16 protein-coding genes are annotated in these 18431 nt (G+C 54.8%); 13 read left to right on the top strand and 3 right to left on the bottom strand.

Annotated elements, in window-relative coordinates; all coding sequences use genetic code 11:
- Position 1: 1 nt before the first annotated feature.
- Positions 2 to 1420: a transposase gene (locus SH573x_RS06660; RefSeq protein WP_479349103.1), complete on the top strand. Its 1419-nt coding sequence runs from the start codon at positions 2 to 4 to the stop codon at positions 1418 to 1420.
- Positions 1421 to 1458: 38 nt separating this feature from the next.
- Here the strand turns inward: SH573x_RS06660 and SH573x_RS06655 are convergent, their stop codons facing one another.
- The 3 genes from SH573x_RS06655 to SH573x_RS06645 form a co-directional block, all read right to left on the bottom strand.
- A complete protein-coding gene (locus tag SH573x_RS06655) occupies positions 1459 to 2811 on the bottom strand; it encodes a DUF1552 domain-containing protein (RefSeq protein WP_479353547.1) in 1353 nt (450 codons plus the stop codon).
- Positions 2808 to 5126: a DUF1592 domain-containing protein gene (locus tag SH573x_RS06650; protein ID WP_479353546.1), complete on the bottom strand. Its 2319-nt coding sequence runs from the start codon at positions 5124 to 5126 to the stop codon at positions 2808 to 2810. The genes SH573x_RS06655 and SH573x_RS06650 overlap by 4 nt, the downstream gene beginning before the upstream one ends.
- Positions 5127 to 5392: 266 nt before the next feature.
- A complete protein-coding gene (locus SH573x_RS06645; RefSeq protein WP_479353545.1) occupies positions 5393 to 6331 on the bottom strand; it encodes a DUF808 domain-containing protein in 939 nt (312 codons plus the stop codon).
- Between the two features lie 464 nt (positions 6332 to 6795).
- On the opposite strand from SH573x_RS06645, the gene SH573x_RS06640 reads away from it, so the two are divergent.
- The 12 genes from SH573x_RS06640 to nuoL all read left to right on the top strand — a co-directional run bounded on the left by SH573x_RS06640 (position 6796) and on the right by nuoL (position 18399).
- Entirely contained in the window at positions 6796 to 7191 is a 396-nt protein-coding gene (locus SH573x_RS06640; protein WP_479353544.1) for an NADH-quinone oxidoreductase subunit A, read from the top strand.
- A complete protein-coding gene (locus SH573x_RS06635) occupies positions 7161 to 7781 on the top strand; it encodes an NADH-quinone oxidoreductase subunit B (RefSeq protein WP_479353543.1) in 621 nt (206 codons plus the stop codon). The genes SH573x_RS06640 and SH573x_RS06635 overlap by 31 nt, the downstream gene beginning before the upstream one ends.
- 40 nt (positions 7782 to 7821) lie before the next feature.
- Positions 7822 to 8346, top strand: a complete 525-nt coding sequence (locus SH573x_RS06630; protein WP_479353542.1) for an NADH-quinone oxidoreductase subunit C — start codon at positions 7822 to 7824, stop codon at positions 8344 to 8346.
- 7 nt (positions 8347 to 8353) lie between these two features.
- The gene (locus SH573x_RS06625; protein WP_479353541.1) at positions 8354 to 9574 is read left to right on the top strand and encodes an NADH-quinone oxidoreductase subunit D; all 1221 of its coding nucleotides are present in this window, start codon (positions 8354 to 8356) and stop codon (positions 9572 to 9574) included.
- A complete protein-coding gene (locus tag SH573x_RS06620) occupies positions 9571 to 10047 on the top strand; it encodes an NADH-quinone oxidoreductase subunit NuoE family protein (protein ID WP_479353540.1) in 477 nt (158 codons plus the stop codon). Before SH573x_RS06625 ends, SH573x_RS06620 begins: the two co-directional genes overlap by 4 nt.
- Complete coding sequence (gene nuoF / locus SH573x_RS06615) at positions 10044 to 11375, top strand: NADH-quinone oxidoreductase subunit NuoF (RefSeq protein ID WP_479353539.1); 1332 nt, start codon at positions 10044 to 10046, stop codon at positions 11373 to 11375. Before SH573x_RS06620 ends, nuoF begins: the two co-directional genes overlap by 4 nt.
- Positions 11376 to 11399: 24 nt before the next feature.
- Positions 11400 to 13220 carry an NADH-quinone oxidoreductase subunit G gene (locus SH573x_RS06610; protein ID WP_479353538.1) on the top strand — a complete coding sequence of 607 codons (1821 nt, stop codon included), beginning with the start codon at positions 11400 to 11402 and terminating at the stop codon, positions 13218 to 13220.
- Positions 13221 to 13224: 4 nt separating this feature from the next.
- Positions 13225 to 14379 carry an NADH-quinone oxidoreductase subunit NuoH gene (gene nuoH / locus SH573x_RS06605; protein WP_479353537.1) on the top strand — a complete coding sequence of 385 codons (1155 nt, stop codon included), beginning with the start codon at positions 13225 to 13227 and terminating at the stop codon, positions 14377 to 14379.
- Positions 14380 to 14511: 132 nt separating this feature from the next.
- Complete coding sequence (locus SH573x_RS06600; protein ID WP_479353536.1) at positions 14512 to 15138, top strand: NuoI/complex I 23 kDa subunit family protein; 627 nt, start codon at positions 14512 to 14514, stop codon at positions 15136 to 15138.
- Between the two features lie 78 nt (positions 15139 to 15216).
- Positions 15217 to 15891 (top strand): NADH-quinone oxidoreductase subunit J family protein, encoded by a 675-nt coding sequence (locus tag SH573x_RS06595; protein ID WP_479353535.1) that lies wholly within the window; start codon positions 15217 to 15219, stop codon positions 15889 to 15891.
- Positions 15891 to 16355 (top strand): NADH-quinone oxidoreductase subunit NuoK, encoded by a 465-nt coding sequence (nuoK, locus tag SH573x_RS06590; RefSeq protein ID WP_479353534.1) that lies wholly within the window; start codon positions 15891 to 15893, stop codon positions 16353 to 16355. The genes SH573x_RS06595 and nuoK overlap by 1 nt, the downstream gene beginning before the upstream one ends.
- Positions 16356 to 16425: 70 nt before the next feature.
- Complete coding sequence (nuoL, locus tag SH573x_RS06585; protein WP_479353533.1) at positions 16426 to 18399, top strand: NADH-quinone oxidoreductase subunit L; 1974 nt, start codon at positions 16426 to 16428, stop codon at positions 18397 to 18399.
- Positions 18400 to 18431: the final 32 nt, after the last annotated feature.

Raw genomic sequence — 18431 nt, 5'->3', positions numbered from 1 at the left:
CGTGGAGCTCATCCTTCCCTCAGGAGCATTATTTGCCAAAGGCCAGTTCCATGGCAATGCCACTTGGCAGGGAGAACAGTTAGCCGCACAAGCTTTGATTTGGACATGGCAAGAGTGTAAGAATGTGACCGATTCATTTGCCCAGTCGATTGAGACTTGTCATGGCTTGGGACTCACGAAAATTGCCCGGTCTTACACTGGGATGATGAACGTATTGACCAACAACCAGGAAGTTCTCCGAATTGGCATTCGCGCTCGCCTTCATTTGCTGGCGAAACTGTGGGGAGATCGTTTTTACCGCACCGATGGCTGGGTACTAATGGGCTTTGACGGTTCTAGAGCGACGGTACCACGTTCGGTTTCAAATGAAGAGGCATTCTGTGCGCCTAACTACGGTAAGGGAAAAAAAGCCCGTTACAACGACAACAAAGCGCAGAGGCAGAACAAGAACTCCACGTCGAAGAACAAGCCACGCAAGAGAGCCGAAAAGCCTGCACCGCCAGAACCGCAAATTTGGATGACAATGGTGTGGCACATGACTATGCGATTGCCATGGACCTGGCGGTTCGGGCCTTCTAACTCCAGTGAGCGTCACCACGTTCGCGACATAGTTGAGCAAGAGGAATTTCCGACAGGCACCCTATTCACTGGCGATGCAGGTTTCGTTGGTTTTCAATTGTGGAAGTCGATTGTGGAAGCGGGGCATGACTTCCTAGTACGAGTCGGGGGCAATGTAAAATTGCTCAGTCAAAACACGGATTTTAGAACGCAGGATGATGGAACGGTTCTGTGCTGGCCTAAAGACCAAATGGATAAAGGAGTTCCGCCACTGCGACTTCGCTTGGTTCGCGTAACGGTTGGAAAAACGAAAATGTGGATGCTGACCAGTGTGTTGAATGAGGACGAACTAACCATCGAACAGATTGCAAACTTCTACAAGCAACGGTGGTTGATCGAGGTCGAGTTTCGTGGGCTGAAGCAAACGGTCGACAAACAAAAACTTCGTTGCCGCAATCCCGAACGATCATTGGTTGAAGTCGAGTGGTCTTTAAACGCGATGGCATTGGCGGAACTGTTTGCAATGCGAGCCCAAATATCAGCAGCGACGAAAGAAAAGAAAAAGAAAAAAGACAAGAAGGAGAAGAATCGAGACTATACCCCCAATGACCGCAGTCTGGCAAACACGCTACGAGTATTGCGCAAATACATGCGTAACTTGAATGAGAGTAGCCAACCAAACCAGCTAACGCTGGATCTGATCAACGCAGTAGTACAACGATATAACAACACCACCGACAAACGCGCGCGCCATAGACCCAAAGACGCTGAAAAGAAATCGCTGGGTGAACCAACCATTCTCAAATTGACTTCTCGGGAACGGAAGAAATTAACGGAACTCGAACTCAAAAACGCCGCATAAAATGCTTCACAGCGTTGCGCTGCGCGGGGGAGGTGACGCTACAGCTCCAGTCGACCGGTGCTGTCGCCGAACTCTTTTAGATTCACGCCGACGGTATCCAACATCGTCAAGAACAAATTGTTCAGCGGCGTTTCCATGGGGTAACGACGATGCACGCCCGTGGTGAAGCGACCGCCAGCCCGACCAGCCAAGATCAATGGCAGGTCGTGGTGATCGTGTCGGTTTCCATCGCGAATAGCACCGCCGTACACAATCATCGAGTTATCCAGCAAGTTACCTTCGCCTTCGCTCGTCTCTTTCATCTTCTTCAAGAAGTAAGCAAACTGCGTCGCAAAGAACTTGTCGATCGAAGCGATCTTGGTCATCTTCTCGGGATCATCTTGATGGTGCGAGAGTTCGTGATGGCCTTCTTTGACACCAATGGTTGGGAAGGATCGATTGGAACCTTCATTGGCCAGCATGAACGTAGCCACGCGCGTCGTATCGGTTTTGAAGGCCAAGACCATCAAGTCGTACATCAATCGAATATGTTGTTCGATCTCATCAGGCTGCTCTTCGGGCGGCAGATGCGGCGTCACATCAAAGCCGACAGGTTGGCTCATACGATCGATACGGTTCTCTACATCACGGACGCTGGTGAAGTACTCGTCCAACTTTTGACGATCGTTAACACCTAACGACTTCTTCAGTTGAGCTGCATCGTCGGCCACCATGTCCAAGATAGAACGTTGATACAACAGCGTTTTGCCTTCAGCGGTTGCACCGGTGGCGCCATTGCCAAACAGACGTTCGAAGGCCAGGCGTGGATGAATCTCTTTGGCCATGGGCTGCGAAGCAGTCTTCCACGAGATGTTGTTGCTATACGCACAAGCGTATCCGCTATCGCACGATCCAGCCGCGCGGCCGCGCTCGGTTCCCAACTCGATGGAAGACAATCGCGTATCGCGACCATATTGTTCCGCCGCATATTGATCGGCACTCTTGCCGACGCGCATGTTGGCACCCGCTGTCTTCAGCGGATGAGCTCCCGTTAAGAAGGCTGCCGCGCTGCGCGCGTGGTCGCCAGGACCATCACCCAGCGATCGAGCATTCACCTGAGCCAGACCGCTGATGATCGAGAAGTCTTTACGATGCTCGGCTAAAGGCTCGAGCGACGGTTTGACATCCCAATCCGGGCCCTCGATCGTCGGTTCCCACTCGCGCGGATTGGTACCGTTGGGGAAGAAGATCCAAGCCAACCGCACCGGTGTCTTACCCACTTGCTCTGCGGCCCGCAGGAGGGAGGTGCGCGGAGCCATCGCTTCTAACATGGGCAAGCCCATAGCGACACCCAATCCGCGGAGCACACTACGACGTGAAACGTTCTTGTAGCTAAGAGGCCAATTGTTCACAGTGCGTTCTCCTGAGTGCCACGTCGTAATCGGAAGGGATCGCTCGAAACGATCGCTTGGATAATCGTCGAAAGTCGATAGTTGTCTTGCTCGGCTCGGGCCAGGATCTTGTCGACCGTACAGTTATCGTACGGTTCCAGACCTCGTCCCAGAGCATAAGTTAACATCTTGGAAACAAAATGACGCGCGATCTGTCGCTCACGCGTGCTCAGTATGTTAGCCAATTCCTTGGCGCCACTAAACTTCTCGCCCGTGGCCAGTTCGCCCGAGGCATCGATGGGTTGATCTCGATCGGTCTCGCGCCAACGGCCCAGTGGGTCAAAGTTCTCAAATCCTAGTCCCAATGGGTCCATAACGCGATGGCAACTAGCACAACTGGCGTTTTCACGGTGAATTTCCAGTTGTCGCCGTAGAGTTAAACCCTCGTGCTTGGCTTTGGTTTCTTCGAAGCTGGGAACATTTGGCGGCGCGGCCGGCGGTGGATCACCCAGAATATTTTCTAGAATCCATTTTCCTCGCTTAACCGGGCTGGTTTCACGCGGATTGCTGGTCAGCGTCAGCACCGACGCATGAGTCAACACGCCTTGTCGCTCAGCCGGCAAACTCACGCGAATCCATTCATCCTCGCGCGGATACTTGCGATCGCGGCGGTTGCGAGGTGCATCGCCCCCGCGACCAAAGCCGCCCCGACCTTGACGGTAAAGGTCAGCCCCCGACACGCCATCAAACTCCAAGCCATAGAACTCAGCCAGACGCGGATTGATGTAAGTAAAATCGGCTCGCAACAAGTCCATCAAACTGCGGTCCGACTTCAGAATCTCACCACAGACCAATTCCGTTTCTTTGCGCATCGCATCGCGCAACAGATCATTCCACATCAGAAAGCGATCGCCATCGGGTGAGACTTCGCGCAAGCCACCGATGCCCAACGTCTGCAAGAAGAACTCACTGACGAGCGATTGACTGCGAGCATCGGCAATCATGCGCTTGGCAGCTGCCTCAAGTTGCTCGGGCTCATGCAACTCGCCAGCGGCTGCGGTATCCAGTAGTAGATCGTCCGGGGCGCTGGCCCACAAGAAATACGACAGCCGCGAAGCCAACGCCGCATCGCTCAACGGTTCTTGAACCGACTTCGATTCGCTCGGCTCACTTTCGACGCGGAATAGAAAGTGTGGCGAGACTAGCACCGACTGCAGTCCAATACCAACCGCACTTTCAAATGACTCACCTTGAGTACTGGCCAGCTTAACCAGATTGACCACGCGCGAAATCTCTAATTCTGTCGGCTGCCTGCGGAAGGCTCGACGCACGAGCGGAGTAAAAATCTGCTCAGACGCTTGCTCAACTGTAACGTCATTGCCAGGCATGGCCACAAACAGGCGTTCGTGTTCAGCCGGCAGCGCTGGCAGACCATCTTTAGGGCCTTCCATCGAAATGTATTCCACTTCGACTCGCCGTCGAAAGTCTGGACGCTCTTTGTCTTCAGCTTGCTTATCTTCGACAAACTTGAAAGCCACCTCATGCCAACCGGCTTTCAGTGGCAATGTCTTTCCAAACTTCTGCTGCTCAGAACCGACCTCATAGGTATCGATGACTTCACCATCGATCAGTAGATTCACGGTGGCGGTTTGATCTGGTTTGTCACCAAACTTCATGCGCGACCAGACTTCATATTCGCCCTCTGCAAACAAGAACTTGGCGGCACGTTGGTCATTGACCATGACTTGACCGCCATCACCCCGCTGCCTGCGCAGGGATTCGCGGTCCAGCACAATTACGCGTTCAGCCACGGTCTTGGCGGCATGCAGATATTTTTCAAGTTGCAAAGGCGACAGAGTCAGCACATCACCTTGATTATCAAAACCGTTGCCGACTCCATCGGATGGGAAAGCCACGAGGCTCGACGGCGAGAAATCGTCGAGGCCAAAGAGGTCGCGAATCGTGTTGTCATACTCGCGATTGTTTAATCGCCTGAGCGTTACGCGGCCGGGATCGGTTACCAGGTTGCAATCCACCGTATTGATACGATGATCAATCCACTGAGCGATCTCTTCACGCAGTTCCATCGATGGCAACGTGTGATGATCCGGCGGCGGCATGGCCCCAATTTCGATCAGACCGCGAATTTGGTTCCACTTGGCCCGCTCTTTATCCAGCGGGGTCGCTGCATCAACGATCGACAAATCAATGGCCGCTTCAGCGTGTTCACCCGTATGGCACTCGACACAGTGGGCTTTAAAAAACGGTTTCAGTTTTTCATCCCAGAACTGCTTATCGTCGGGCTTCGGCGCAGACTGTGCGTTAGCTAAACCCATTGGGCAGACGAAGAGGGCGAACGTAAACGCCCGAGCTAGGACATTTCCGAGATGCAATCGACGACTTTTCACGTGTCAAACTCAGGCGGGAAAGGTAGGTAGGTGGGCACCCCCATTATACCAGAACACCTGGCCCAAGTGCAGGTTTGTTTGAGTGGCGTTAGCCTCGGTTGAACTAAACCGTAGGCGTAAGCCTCGGTTATTGAACGTTCACGGGCGGTTGTTGGGAAACCGGAGCTAACGCTCGCGGCTTAGTGGAACCGGGGCTAATGCCCACGGTTTAGTCGAAAAACACGCTGAATAACAAACCACACCATCACCAGCGCCAAGCCAACCAGAATACCTGCAACTGCATCGAGCAACATGGCCACAATGATGCTCAACACGCCGCCCACACCAGGCACCGCGTGCACCATTTCGCTCCAGTGATGTAACAGTTCATGCACGGGGTGAATTCCATGTGTCAGAATTCCACCGCCCACGATGAACATCGCGGCCGTGCCAGCGATTGACAAGAACTTCAGCAACCACGGCGCAAACGCTAGGATCGCTCTACCGAGCTTTCTAGATACCCAACTGGTGCGCTGGCACAAAGCCAGGCCGAGATCATCCAGCTTGATAATGCTGGCCACCAAGCCGTATACGCCGACGGTCATCACAATCGCAATCGCGATTAAGACAGCGATGCGCTGTCCGAAGGGCACGTCTTTGACGGTTCCCAGCGCAATGACGATGATCTCGGCCGAGAGTACAAAGTCGGTGCGTACGGCACCGGCGATCTTGTCTTTCTCAAATGCAACCATATCGATAGCAGGATCGAGCGTAGCGGCCGCCAATTCTTTATGACCATGCTCGTCTTCATCCGGCGCATGTAAGAACTTGTGCACCAGCTTTTCGCAGCCTTCAAAACACAAATACGCGCCGCCAATCATCAGCAGCGGTGTCACTAACCAGGGCAACAGTGCGCTCAGGACCAACGCCGCGGGTACCAAGATGGCTTTGTTAATTGCCGAGCCTTTGGCCACGGCCCACACCACGGGCAACTCACGATTGGCGTTAACTCCGGTGAGTTGTTGAGCGTTCAGCGCCAAATCATCGCCAAGCACGCCGGCCGTTTTCTGCACCGCCACTTTGCTCAGCACCGCCACGTCATCCAAGAGCGTCGCGATATCGTCAATCAGCGCGAATAGACTTGCACCAGCCACATCAGTCCTTTCCAAAGAGTTGCAACTCACAAGCTGTTTTGTAGTTGTAGCGGAAGCCGTCAAGGCTTTCGACTGTGCGCTAGTTGTAGCGGAAGCCGTCAAGGCTTTCGACACTCAGAACAAACTCAAACAAACTTACGAAATGCTTGACGCATTCCGCTACCTGCCCACAAACTTACGAAATGCTTGACGCATTCCGCTACCGGATCACAAACTCACGACTTGCTTGACGCATTCCGCTGCGACTGCTAGGCCACATTCAGCGCCCCTAAACGCGTTTATCATTCCGAAGTCCGCCCGTGACTTTTTGTCGCGACTTTTATCATTGGCACACAGCCATTGGCGAGCCTTCGCCAGGGGAGGCGAATTCCCAACCCTGGGCTTGTCCCACTGCCAAATAAAGTGCAAAATAACGCCTGTTGACTTTGTGAAGAATTTCACAAGCGGCACTTTCGAGGTGGAAGATGAGCCAGTTTGGACCGATTCTGTTTTATCTTGTGGCCGTAATTGGCTTTGCCGCAGTAAGTCTTTTGCTGCCGCATATTGTCGCACCCCGCAAGAAGACCGTTGTTAAGGACATGCCCTACGAATCGGGTATGGATCCGGTCGATGACGCCCGCAAACCGCTGGACGTTCAGTTCTACTTGCTGGCCATCCTGTTTTTGGTGTTTGACGTCGAGTTGCTGCTTGTACTGCCGTACGCAGTAGCTCTGCGAGCTGATAACGGTTTACCCGTCGCTTTTCGCCCAGTTGTACTGGGTGTTATGGCGCTTCTGCTCGGCACTTTGGCGCTAGCCTACGTCGTGGCTTGGCGAAGTGGTGTCTTTCAATGGCGACAACGTCACCGCGAGAAACTGTAACAACAAGTTCCTTGGGCGAAGGTATTATCTGGACCAGTATCGATGCGGCGGCCAATTGGGCCCGCTCGAACAGTCTGTGGCCCATGCCGTTTGCTACCGCGTGCTGCGGTATTGAACTGATGAGCACGTCGGCTAGCCGACACGATCTGTCGCGCTTCGGCAGCGAGGTCATGCGCTTCACGCCGCGCCAATGCGATTTGATGATCGTCGCTGGCCGAGTCGTGATGAAGATGTTACCGGTCATGCAGCGCATCTGGTTGCAGATGCCCGAACCGAAATGGTGCATCTCGATGGGCGCGTGCGCTTGCAGCGGCGGTGTCTTCGACACGTACGCCGTGGTGCAAGGCATCGATCGCTTCATCCCAGTCGATATCTACATCCCCGGTTGTCCACCGCGACCCGAGCAACTGATTCGTGCGATTATCGACCTGCAAGAAAAGATCATGAACACCGGCACACTTACCGGTGGCGAGTTCTACAAGCGCAACACGCCCGAAGGTCCTGGTCGCTTCGAAGATGACGAGCTGGTGCGGATGCGCGAGCGGCAACCGCTGAAGCTGTACGATATCAACTACGATCCCAAACACTGATTGAAGTTTGCACTCTGAAATTTGAGATTTGGAATCTGAAATGTCCACCAATACTTTTCCGCAGACTTCTGAACTTCAGTCGCGCCTGGCTAAGGTGCTCGAGCGTTTTGCGTTCGAACTGCAGTGGGCCGAGTTTCGCGGCTCGCTGAAACTGGTCGTGCCCGCCGCCAGCACCTTTGCGGTGCTGGAAAAGTTGAAAGCCGCGGGGATGGACATGCTGGTCGATATCACAGCCGTTGACTTGCTGGAATACGAAGGTGCGACCGATCGCTTTCGCGTGGTCTACCTGCTGCTGTGCACCGAGACCAGCGAGCGACTGGAAGTCAACACGCATGTCAACGATCCCAAACCTACGCTGACCAGTGTCTACAGTTTGTGGAATGCAGCCGATTGGATCGAGCGCGAAACGTACGACATGTACGGCATCATCTTTGACGGCCATCCGAATTTCAAACGCTTATTATTACCACAAGAATTCGCGGCTTTTCCACTGCGCAAAGACTATCCCGTGAAAGGTCGCGGCGAACGACACAATTTCCCGGTCATCACTCGAGCGGAGAGTTAATCAAACTATGCCTCTGGAATTATTGGATGCCCCGGGCCAAGAACTTTCGCAGCGCGAAGGCTTGTGGACATTGAACTTCGGTCCGCAGCACCCGGCCACGCACACGACCTTGCGCTTGGTGCTGACACTCGACGGCGAAACGGTCCTCGACGCCCAACCAGACATCGGCTACCTGCACAGCGGTTTCGAAAAGCTGGGTGAAGTGCTGGACTTCAACCAGTATGTGACCATCGTCGACCGCATGAATTACATTTCGCCTTTGGCCAACGAGATCGCCTGGCATCATACCTGCGAGAAGTTGCTCGACATTGAACTGACGCCGCGCTGCAAGTACTTGCGCGTGGTACTAGCCGAACTGATGCGGATCCACGATCACTTGCTGTGTGTCGGCGCTTGCGTGCTGGATTTGGGTGGTATCTCGGCGTTTATGTACATGTTCAACGAACGCGAGAAGATCTACGAACTTTGTGAAGAGGCCTCTGGTCAGCGTTTCCACACTAGCTTTACGCGCGTGGGCGGCTTGCTGTACGACGTCACCGACAAGTGGCTGGCCAACGTCAAGGACTTCATCACCAACTTTCACAAGACGATGAACGACGTCAATCGCATGCTGATGAAGAACCGCATCTTCATCGAGCGGACACAGGGCGTGGGCATCCTCTCAAAAGAAGAGGCGATCAACACCGGTTCGACCGGCCCGGTGGCGCGAGCGAGCGGCGTAACTCGCGACCTGCGTCGCGATGAACCTTACCTGGCTTACGACGACTTTGATTTCGATGTGGTCTGTGCCACCGCTGGCGATTGCTTTTCACGTTTCCATGTGCGGATGCTCGAAATGGACGAGAGCGTCAAGATCGTCAAGCAGGCATTGGACAAGATGCCCACAGGTCCAATCTTTGCCGAAGGCACAGGCAAAGAAGCTCTGCCTGAGAAACGCGAAGTCTACACCAGCATCGAAGGCTTGATCCATCACTTCGAATCGATCATGCCCAATCGGCAATTGCAGCCGCCCAAGGAAAGCCTATACGCGGCAACGGAGTCACCTAACGGCGAGTTGGGCTTTTATATCGTTTCCGACGGTACGTTCCGCGCGTACCGCGCTCGAACTCGACCACCATCGCTGATTCACTTCGCCCTCTTCCCGCGGCTGATTCGCGGTTGCATGCTGAGCGATGTCGTAGCAGTGCTGGGCAGTCTGAACATTATTGCAGCGGAGTTAGATCGATGAGCGCCTTGAGCGAAAGCGCGAAGCAACAAATTCGCGATCACTTTTCACGTTACCCCAACAAACAAGCCGTCACTCTGCCTGCGCTGCACATCGTGCAAGAAGAGCAGGGCTGCGTTTCACGCGCGGCCATTGCCGAGATCGCCGATCTGCTGGAACTGTCTCCCGCTCAGATCGTCGATACGCTCAGCTTTTATGGTTTCTTCAAAGACGAAAAACATCCGCTGGGCAAGCGACGCATTTGGGTTTGCCGCTCACTGGCCTGTGCCCTCCGCGGCGGTGACGAATTGCTGGCCGAAGTTTGCGAGCGATTGCACGTCAGCCCGGGAGAAAACACGGCTGGCGGCGGAGCCACGATCGAACTGGCCGAATGCCTGGGCGCCTGCGATGGCGCACCCTGCATCTTGATCGACGATGAATTGCAACTGAACGTTACAGCCGACGATGTAGTCGCGATTGCCGAGGGACGCTCATGAGTGAACCATTCCAGCCCGTACTACTGGCTCGGCGCAATATGCCGGACAGCCAAAGCCTAAAAACTTACCAGGCCACCGGTGGTTATGAAGCCCTGCGCAAAACCTTGAAGATGGAACGCAAGGAAGTTATCGACACCGTGATCAAAAGCGGCCTGCGCGGTCGCGGTGGAGCTGGCTTCTCTACTGGTACCAAGTGGACATTTTTGCCCAAAGATCTCCAAGGTCCGGTCTACCTGTGCATCAACGGCGACGAAAGCGAACCGGGAACCTTCAACAACCGCGTGTTGATCGAGACCGATCCACATCAAGTGCTGGAAGGCATCGTCATCACCGGTTATGCCACCCAGTCGACGACCGCTTACTTCTATTTGCGATACGAATACGGTGAATGTTATCGCACGCTGAAAAAAGCGATCGACGAGATGTACGCCAACAATCTGCTGGGCAAAAACATTCTCGGTTCCAATTACAGCCTCGATGTGCACTTGCATCGCGGGGCGTGCGCTTACATTTGTGGCGAGGAAACTGGGCTGATCGAAAGTCTGGAAGGTAAACGCGCCTGGCCACGCATCAAACCTCCGTTCCCAGCTATCGAAGGTGCCTTCCGTCGTCCCACGGTGGTCAACAATGTTGAGACCATGGCTTGCGTAACGCAGATACTCGATCGCGGTGCTGATTGGTTCTTGTCGATCGGCGTCCCCAAAGACCCTAGCAATCCTCGCGATGGCGGTAGCTACGGACCCAAGCTGTATTGCATCAGCGGTCACGTGAATCAACCTGGCTTGGTGGAGTTGCCGCTGGGTATCACAGCTCGCGACCTGATCGATAAACATGCCGGCGGTGTCTGGAAAGGCCGACAAGCCAAAGCGGTTGTACCCGGCGGTATCAGCATGGGCTTTCTATCGGCTTCGGAACTCGATACGCCGCTGGACTTCAACGGCCCTGGCAAAGTGGGCTGCTTGGGATTGGGTACTGCCGCTGTAATCGTGATCGATGATCAGACCAGCATGGTCGATGTGCTGTATAACACCTGCCGCTTCTTCGCTCACGAATCATGTGGTCAGTGTACACCCTGTCGCGAAGGCACCGCCTGGTCGACAAAAATCCTGGCTCGCATCCGAGCAGGGGAGGGCACGTTGAAAGATCTCGATACATTAACCGACATCAGCAACACGATCGGCATCATGCCGGGCACAACCATTTGCGGCCTGGCCGATGGCGCCGCCTGGCCGATCAAGAACTGCATGAAGAAGTTCCGACCAGAGTTCGAAGAGTACATCAAGAGCGGTCGCAAATCGACTGCGCGCGAAGCAGTAGCAGCGCACTAAACGCAAGCGGAGGGGAACCCACACGTGGGCAATGTATACGTAAATGATATCGAAGTCGAATGCGGCCCCAAGGACAATTTAATCCTGGCTGCCCGCAAGGCCGGCGTCGAAATTCCACACTACTGTTGGCACCCCGATCTATCCGTCGTGGCTAGCTGCCGTATGTGCCTGGTGGAAGTCGGTGAGAAGAAACCCGATGGCACCATCGTCATGCAACCCAAACTCATTCCGGGTTGCCAGACGATCGCCAAGCCCGGTACAGTCATTCGCACCGACAGCGAAAAGGTCAAAGCTTCGCAAGCCCAGACGCTCGAGTACTTGCTGCTGAACCATCCACTGGATTGTTCCATCTGCGATCAAGCCGGTGAATGCTACTTGCAAGATTACACCTTCAAGTTCGGCAACGCGCATAGCCGCTTGCAAGAACCCAAAGTGCAACGCGCCGACAAATACCACATTGGCGAGCAGATCGCCCTGTTCACCGACCGCTGCGTCATGTGCACGCGCTGCGTACGCTTTACTCGCGAAGTCAGCGGCACCAGCGAACTGCACGTCATTAGTCGCGGTAGCGTCGAAGAGATCGAAGTCTTTCCCGGCGAGCCTTGCAACAATAAACTGGCCGGCAATGTCGTCGACCTCTGCCCAGTGGGCGCACTGTGCAGTAAAGATTTTCTATACAAGAAACGTGTCTGGTGGCTCAAGAGTCAAGATAGCGTATGCAATCTGTGTAGCACTGGCTGCAGCATTCACGCTGATCAGAACGAGAACAGACTCTATCGTCTGCGACCTCGCGAAAATGAACAGGCCCAAGGCTCGTTCATGTGCGACGAAGGTCGCTTCGGTTGGAAATATATTCACAGCGACTCGCGCATCCTGGCACCCCGCGTAGGCCGTGTGACCCCAGTGACCACTGATGGCAATGGTCACGCAGGCAATGGTCACGCAGGTAATGGTCACGCAGGCAATGGTCATTCAGGCAACGGTCACGCGGTTAGCGCACGTCCTGGCAATGGCCAGGCGGCTATTTCCGATAGCCAAGTGCCGACGGACCTGGCCGTAGTTGATCCATGGCCAACTGCCCTTGATGCAGCTCGCACGCAACTGGTTGAAGCCGGCGGCAAAGACGCAGCCAAGCTGATCGCGATTCTCTCGCCCATGATGACGCTCGAGGAAGCTTACTTGCTGGCCAAGTTCATCAAGGGCTTGGGCTCCAAGGCTGTCCTGGCCATGGGACCGGTACCGATTGTGGGCGTGGACGATCGCTATCCCAAGAATCACAAAGGTGAACCGCCTGCGCCCGAACAAACCAAGTTCACGATTCGTGCCGAGAAGTGCCCGAACCGCCGCGGCGTCGAGATGATCCTGAAACATTTCCAAGGTGAGCTGATCACCTTTGATAAAGCTCTCGAGCGAGTCGAACGCGGTGACTTTGCCGGTGCTTATGTGGTCGGTGGTTATCCCACCACCGAGCTTGGCTATTGTGCCAAGTCAACCGCCGCCCTGAGCAAGTTAGCGACACTGGTCGTTCAAGACTTACTGCGCTCACCCTTAACCGATGCAGCCACCGTGCTGCTGGCCAGCGGCAGCTTTGCCGAACGTGAAGGCGCGTTCATCAATCATGCGGGACTGGCCCAGTTGATTCGCGCAGTACTGCGAGCCGAAGGCGACATTCGTCCCGATGGTCGCATTCTCTTTGATCTGAGTGGTCGCAAGGGCCTGTTCAATTCAACCGCCATTCGCCGCGAGATGGCAATGGAAATCTTTTCGCTCTCGGCGCTGGCTAGTGGCGAACTGGGACCGCTGGGCACGTTCATTACCAAGCAACCTCAACCTGTAACGGCATAACGCAATGTTCGAGTGGCAAAACTTATGGCCTTTGCTGGTCGCGATTGGCATCGTCCTGGCGGTGGTGCCGATCGTCGGTCTGTACATGACGTTCGTCGAACGCAAGATCGCTGCCTGGATTCAAGACCGAGTCGGTCCCAACCGCGTTGGACCGCTGGGCTTGTTTCAAGCCATTGCCGACGGCATCAAGATCTTCCTCAAAGAACAAATTATTCCTGGGCACGTCAACAAAGTCGTTTACTTCTTTGCGCCCACCATCGGCCTGATGTGTGCGATGTTGTCGATTGCAGTAGTACCGTTTGGCCCAGCCGATCCCGATCAACAATCGGGCTTCCGCGCGATCATTGCACCGGGAGTCGATATAGGCTTGCTGTTCCTGTTGGCCATCTCGAGCTTGTCGGCTTACGGCATCATCTTGGGAGGTTGGGCGTCCAACAACAAGTACAGTTTGTTCGGTGCAATTCGTTCTTGTGCCCAGTTCATCAGCTACGAAATTCCCTTGGGTTTGTCGATTCTGGGCATCGTCATGATCGCCGGCTCGCTGAACATCGAGCAATTGGTGGCCGCACAGGGTCCGGGACTGATTTATTGGAATGTATGGTGGCAACCATTAGCCGCTTTGCTGTTCTTCATCGCCGCGTTGGCCGAAACCAACCGCTTGCCTTTCGACTTGCCAGAATGCGAACAGGAATTGGTCGGTGGTTTTCATACCGAGTACAGCGGTATCAAGTTCGTGCTCTTCTTTTTGGCTGAGTACACCCATTTGGTAACTGTCAGTTTTCTGACGGTCCTGTTGTTTTTTGGTGGCTGGCATTTCCCAGGACTGACCGGACCGGCCGATGGAACATTGGTTGGATACTTGGTGCGCTGGGCCGTGCTGCTGGCCAAAGTTGGCTGCGTGGTCGCCGTGATCATTCAACTGCGTTGGACTCTGCCACGCTTTCGCTTCGACCAACTGATGGGCTTGGCCTGGCGCGGCATGATCCCGCTGGGAGTACTGAACCTGGCCGCAGTGATCGTTGTACTTTCCCTTGATATACCCCGTTGGACATTAGCACCTGTAACCATATTTTTCCTGCTAGCCGCCGCTGGGCTGAACGCCAAAGCCGTTTCGCAGCGCAGCCGCCAACTAGCCGCCAAACCGTCATTCACTTCGTAATCCAAAATCACCGTCGTAGCGGAATGCGTCAAGCATTTCAAACTGAGTAGCGGAATGCGTCAAGCATTTCGAAACGCAACCCCAAAAACCAACACAATCACTACCCGACGCGTCAGCGAGGGACCGAAACATATGACCACAACCACCAAACGCGAAAAGAAAGTGCAATGGGCCGAGCCTCCTAAGATTGGCTTTGCCGAAGCACTTTATTTGCCAGCGATTGCTCAAGGCATCGCCACGACGGTCAAGCACTTGTTTGCTGGCAAGTCGATGACACGTCAGTATCCGGAAGTCGAACCAGAGATCCCGCCCAACTATCGCGGCGTCCATCGACTTAATCGCGATGAGAAAGGCCGCGTCAAATGCGTAGCTTGTTTCCTCTGCCAAACGGCCTGCCCGGCTAATTGCATCGCGATCGAAGCGACTGGTACTGACAAAGATGATCCCAACTGGAACGATCGCGACAAGTATCCCGCTTCGTTTGTGATCGATGAACTGCGTTGCATCTACTGCGGCATGTGCGAAGAAGCCTGCCCGGTCGATGCCATCGAACTGACCAGCATTTATGACCTGACTGGCATGACACGCGAAGAGATGATTTTTGACAAAGACAAACTGCTCAGCGTCTTTGACGAAACGGTCGGCAGCGGCAACGATCCGGTGCGCACCAATCGTGGCCCGCTCAGCCCCGCTTCGGTGAAATCTCCAGAGTCGGCCACAGCACCACCGCCTCCAGGCCGCGGCCAAATCGGAGGCTAGTCAGGCTTCAGGCTTCAGGCTTCAGCAATCAGCAACCAGCAATCGAAAATCGGCAATCGAAAAATCGGCAATCCATCCATGATCGACACAATCGAATCCATTCTGATCATTTTGTTCTGCGGGCTGATCGTATTGGCTGGCATCGGCTTCGTTGTCTTTCGAACGCCGGTCTATGCAGCGCTCAGTTTTACAGCGACGGTCCTGGCGGCCGCCACGCTCTATATACTGCTCGGGGCTGCCTACGTGGCGGCAGCCACCATGGTCATCTACGCTGGAGCGACGATCATCATCTTCCTGTTCGTGCTGATGTTTGCGCAGCATTCGAACCTACACTTGTACGAACTCAAGTATTCCAATCTCGGATCGGCCCTGGTTGCCTCGATCGCCTTGGGATTGCTGTTAGGCTACGCCGTCAACACGCGTGAGGAGGGCAAGTACGGCATCGCCAACTTGCCGATGCCACCTCAGCCGATGCCGATTCAAGCCGCACCAACTACTCCTGCTCAGCCACCTCGAGATCCAGCACCTCAAGACCCAGCCACGTTACCGGCTACGTCTTCTGCCACCGAATCATTCAGGCCCGCGCCCTTGCCCGACAAAGATACGTCGGTCGCTGTGTTAGGGCGTGTTATGTACACCCGCTACTTGTGGACGATTGAATTGGCGGGCACGCTGTTGCTGGTCGCGGCTTGCGGCGCGATTGCGATTGCTCAGCGCGACACCAGCAGTTCCAGCTCCGGAGTCTCTGCATAATGACCAACATACTGTTGACCGTCGGCGCGATTGTATTTTGCCTGGGCATGCTCGGCTTTCTCACGCGTCGCAATTTGATTCTGATGTTCTTGTCGCTCGAGATGATGCTGGCTGGCGTCTCGCTGAACTTTATTGCCTTCGGACATCAATATGGCGACATGGGAGGCCAGGTATTCGTGCTGTTGATTTTGACAGTCGCAGCCTGCGAAGCCGCCCTGGCTCTGTCGATCATCGTAGCTCTCTATCGCAGTCGGGGAACACTGGATATCAATGTGTGGACCTCGCTGCGAGAGTCAACGCTCGGCGATCGCGAACGCGCCGATCTGATGGCCGGCGAACTGGACGATGCCGAAGCCACCACATCTTATGGTGACTTGCCCAAGCTGACCCCAGCCGGTCGCGATCCAGTCCAATATCCATCAGCTTTGGAAACCAACAGTCGAGATTTCACGCCCAAAGCCTGATCACCGTTTGTTGACGATCCACTTTAAAATCCGACAGCCTAAAACACCTACCACCTAAACACCTAAGAAAATGACTGAAACATTGGCTTGGATCATTCCGCTGGCACCGTTGCTGGCGTGCATCGTGTGCACTGCGATGTCATTTGCGGGTGCGGGCAAACATACGGCCCACTTTCCCGCATGGTTGGGCTTGGGTGCTTCGGCCGTGGCGTCGGTCCTATTGCTCTTGACCTTTGACACCGAGTCCACGGTATCGACGGTGGTGTTTGCATACGACTGGCTAAACGTCGGCCATGTGAATGTGCCCGTCGGACTTCAAATTGATTCGATCAGCCTGATGCAAATCTGCGTCGTGACCGTGGTGGCTTGGTTGGTCGTTATGTACTCGCCGGGTTACATGCATGGCGACGCTGGTTACGCGCGCTACTTTGCCGTCTTCAGCGCATTCGTGTTTTGCATGTCGATGCTGGTCCTAGCCAGTAACCTGCTGGTCCTGTACGCCTTCTGGGAAGGCGTCGGTTTGTGCAGTTATTTGTTGATTGGCTATTGGTATCAACGACCGGCCGCAGCCAAGGCGGCCACCAAGGCATTCTTGGTTAACCGCGTCGCGGATTGCGGATTCTTGCTGGGCATCTTGCTACTGTGGTACGGCGTGGGCTTAGTCTATGACGGTGCCGGAGTGATCAGTCGCTTGGACTACATGGTGCTGTTCAACCCCGACAACCACATCATCTCAAGGCTAGTTGAGACGCAACCCACACTCCTGATTACGGTATCGGCATTGCTACTAGTTGGTGCCATCGGTAAATCTGCTCAGTTCCCGCTTCACGTTTGGTTACCTGATGCGATGGAAGGTCCCACGCCGGTCAGCGCGCTCATTCACGCCGCCACGATGGTGACTGCGGGCGTCTTTCTGCTGTGTCGCATGTCGCCGCTAATTGTTGAAGCTCCGATCGTGCTCGTGGTCACGGCTTGGATCGGGGGCATTACGGCGCTTCTAGCTGCGACGATCGCGCTGTTTCAGGACGATCTCAAACGCGTACTGGCTTATTCGACCGTTAGTCAATTGGGTTACATGTTCATGGGTGTCGGTTGCGGAGCGACCGGGGCCGATGTGATGACTCTGGCGGTGATGGCCGCCATGTTCCACCTGGCCACGCATGCGTTCTTCAAGGCCTTGCTGTTCCTGAGTGCCGGTAACGTCATGCATGCGATGGGTGATGTGATCGACATGCGCGAGTTCAGTGGGCTGAAACGTGTATTGCCACGAACTCATGTGCTGTTTGCGATCGGTGCGGCCGCCTTGGGTGGACTGCCCTTGCTGGCTGGTTTCTGGAGCAAGGACAACATCCTGGCCCTGGTGGAGCGTGCCTCACACGAGTCGGCTTATTCTGGTTCTTTCAGCGTGCTGTTGATCATCGGTTTGGTAACTGCGTTCTTCACTGCCGTTTACACTTTCCGCTCCTACTTCCGCACCTTCCACGGTCCAGAGCGATTTCCCAAAGCTGCCGGAGCTCATCCTCACGAAGCAACTTTCGGCATGCTCTGGCCGATGGCCGTCTTGGCAGTTGGCAGCCTAGTCCTAGGCGCCCTGCTGGGACCGACCGGAAAATTGGAACATTACTTCGCGCATATACCTTACTTGCCAGAACCACATCATGAAGAGCATGGCCTATTCATGCTGTTTGTCAGCAGCGGAGTAGCCATCGCCGGCTTGATATTCGCCTACTGGTCTGTCGCCATTCGCCTGAAGTCGTCGGCTTTGGGTGCGCCAGTGGAAGCCATAGCGCAGGCGGGCGTGAACCGGTTCTACTTGGATGAGCTCTACGCTGCCTTGATTGTCAAACCTATCGAGGGCATCAGTCGACTGGTCGCGTTTTTGGATCTTAGCCTGGTCGATCAATTCTGGCGCAGTGTCGTCGGCATCCCCAAGTTGCTTGGTACTCAAATGCGTCACGTGCAATCCGGCGCGGTTACCAACTATGCCGCGGTGATGGCGATTGGCTTGGTGATTTGTTTGATTGTAGTCGTGATACGCTACTGACAACCCGCGCGATTGCATCCCTATTCCATTCA

Source organism: Rania fehmarnensis (assembly GCF_056494185.1).
Note: the sequence above shows the minus strand (reverse complement) of the source record. Positions and strands in the feature narration are given on the sequence as shown.

Bases quoted from the DNA above. Each gene is read 5' to 3' on its own strand.
- nuoH (WP_479353537.1), top strand. From the start codon at position 13,225: ATGTTCGAGTGGCAAAACTTATGGCCTTTGCTGGTCGCGATTGGCATC.
- nuoK (WP_479353534.1), top strand. From the start codon at position 15,891: ATGACCAACATACTGTTGACCGTCGGCGCGATTGTATTTTGCCTGGGC.
- SH573x_RS06620 (WP_479353540.1), top strand. From the start codon at position 9,571: ATGAGCGCCTTGAGCGAAAGCGCGAAGCAACAAATTCGCGATCACTTT.
- SH573x_RS06650 (WP_479353546.1), bottom strand. From the start codon at position 5,126: ATGGGTTTAGCTAACGCACAGTCTGCGCCGAAGCCCGACGATAAGCAG.
- SH573x_RS06640 (WP_479353544.1), top strand. From the start codon at position 6,796: ATGAGCCAGTTTGGACCGATTCTGTTTTATCTTGTGGCCGTAATTGGC.
- SH573x_RS06595 (WP_479353535.1), top strand. From the start codon at position 15,217: ATGATCGACACAATCGAATCCATTCTGATCATTTTGTTCTGCGGGCTG.
- nuoF (WP_479353539.1), top strand. From the start codon at position 10,044: ATGAGTGAACCATTCCAGCCCGTACTACTGGCTCGGCGCAATATGCCG.
- SH573x_RS06625 (WP_479353541.1), top strand. From the start codon at position 8,354: ATGCCTCTGGAATTATTGGATGCCCCGGGCCAAGAACTTTCGCAGCGC.
- nuoL (WP_479353533.1), top strand. From the start codon at position 16,426: ATGACTGAAACATTGGCTTGGATCATTCCGCTGGCACCGTTGCTGGCG.
- SH573x_RS06600 (WP_479353536.1), top strand. From the start codon at position 14,512: ATGACCACAACCACCAAACGCGAAAAGAAAGTGCAATGGGCCGAGCCT.
- SH573x_RS06635 (WP_479353543.1), top strand. From the start codon at position 7,161: ATGGCGACAACGTCACCGCGAGAAACTGTAACAACAAGTTCCTTGGGC.
- SH573x_RS06630 (WP_479353542.1), top strand. From the start codon at position 7,822: ATGTCCACCAATACTTTTCCGCAGACTTCTGAACTTCAGTCGCGCCTG.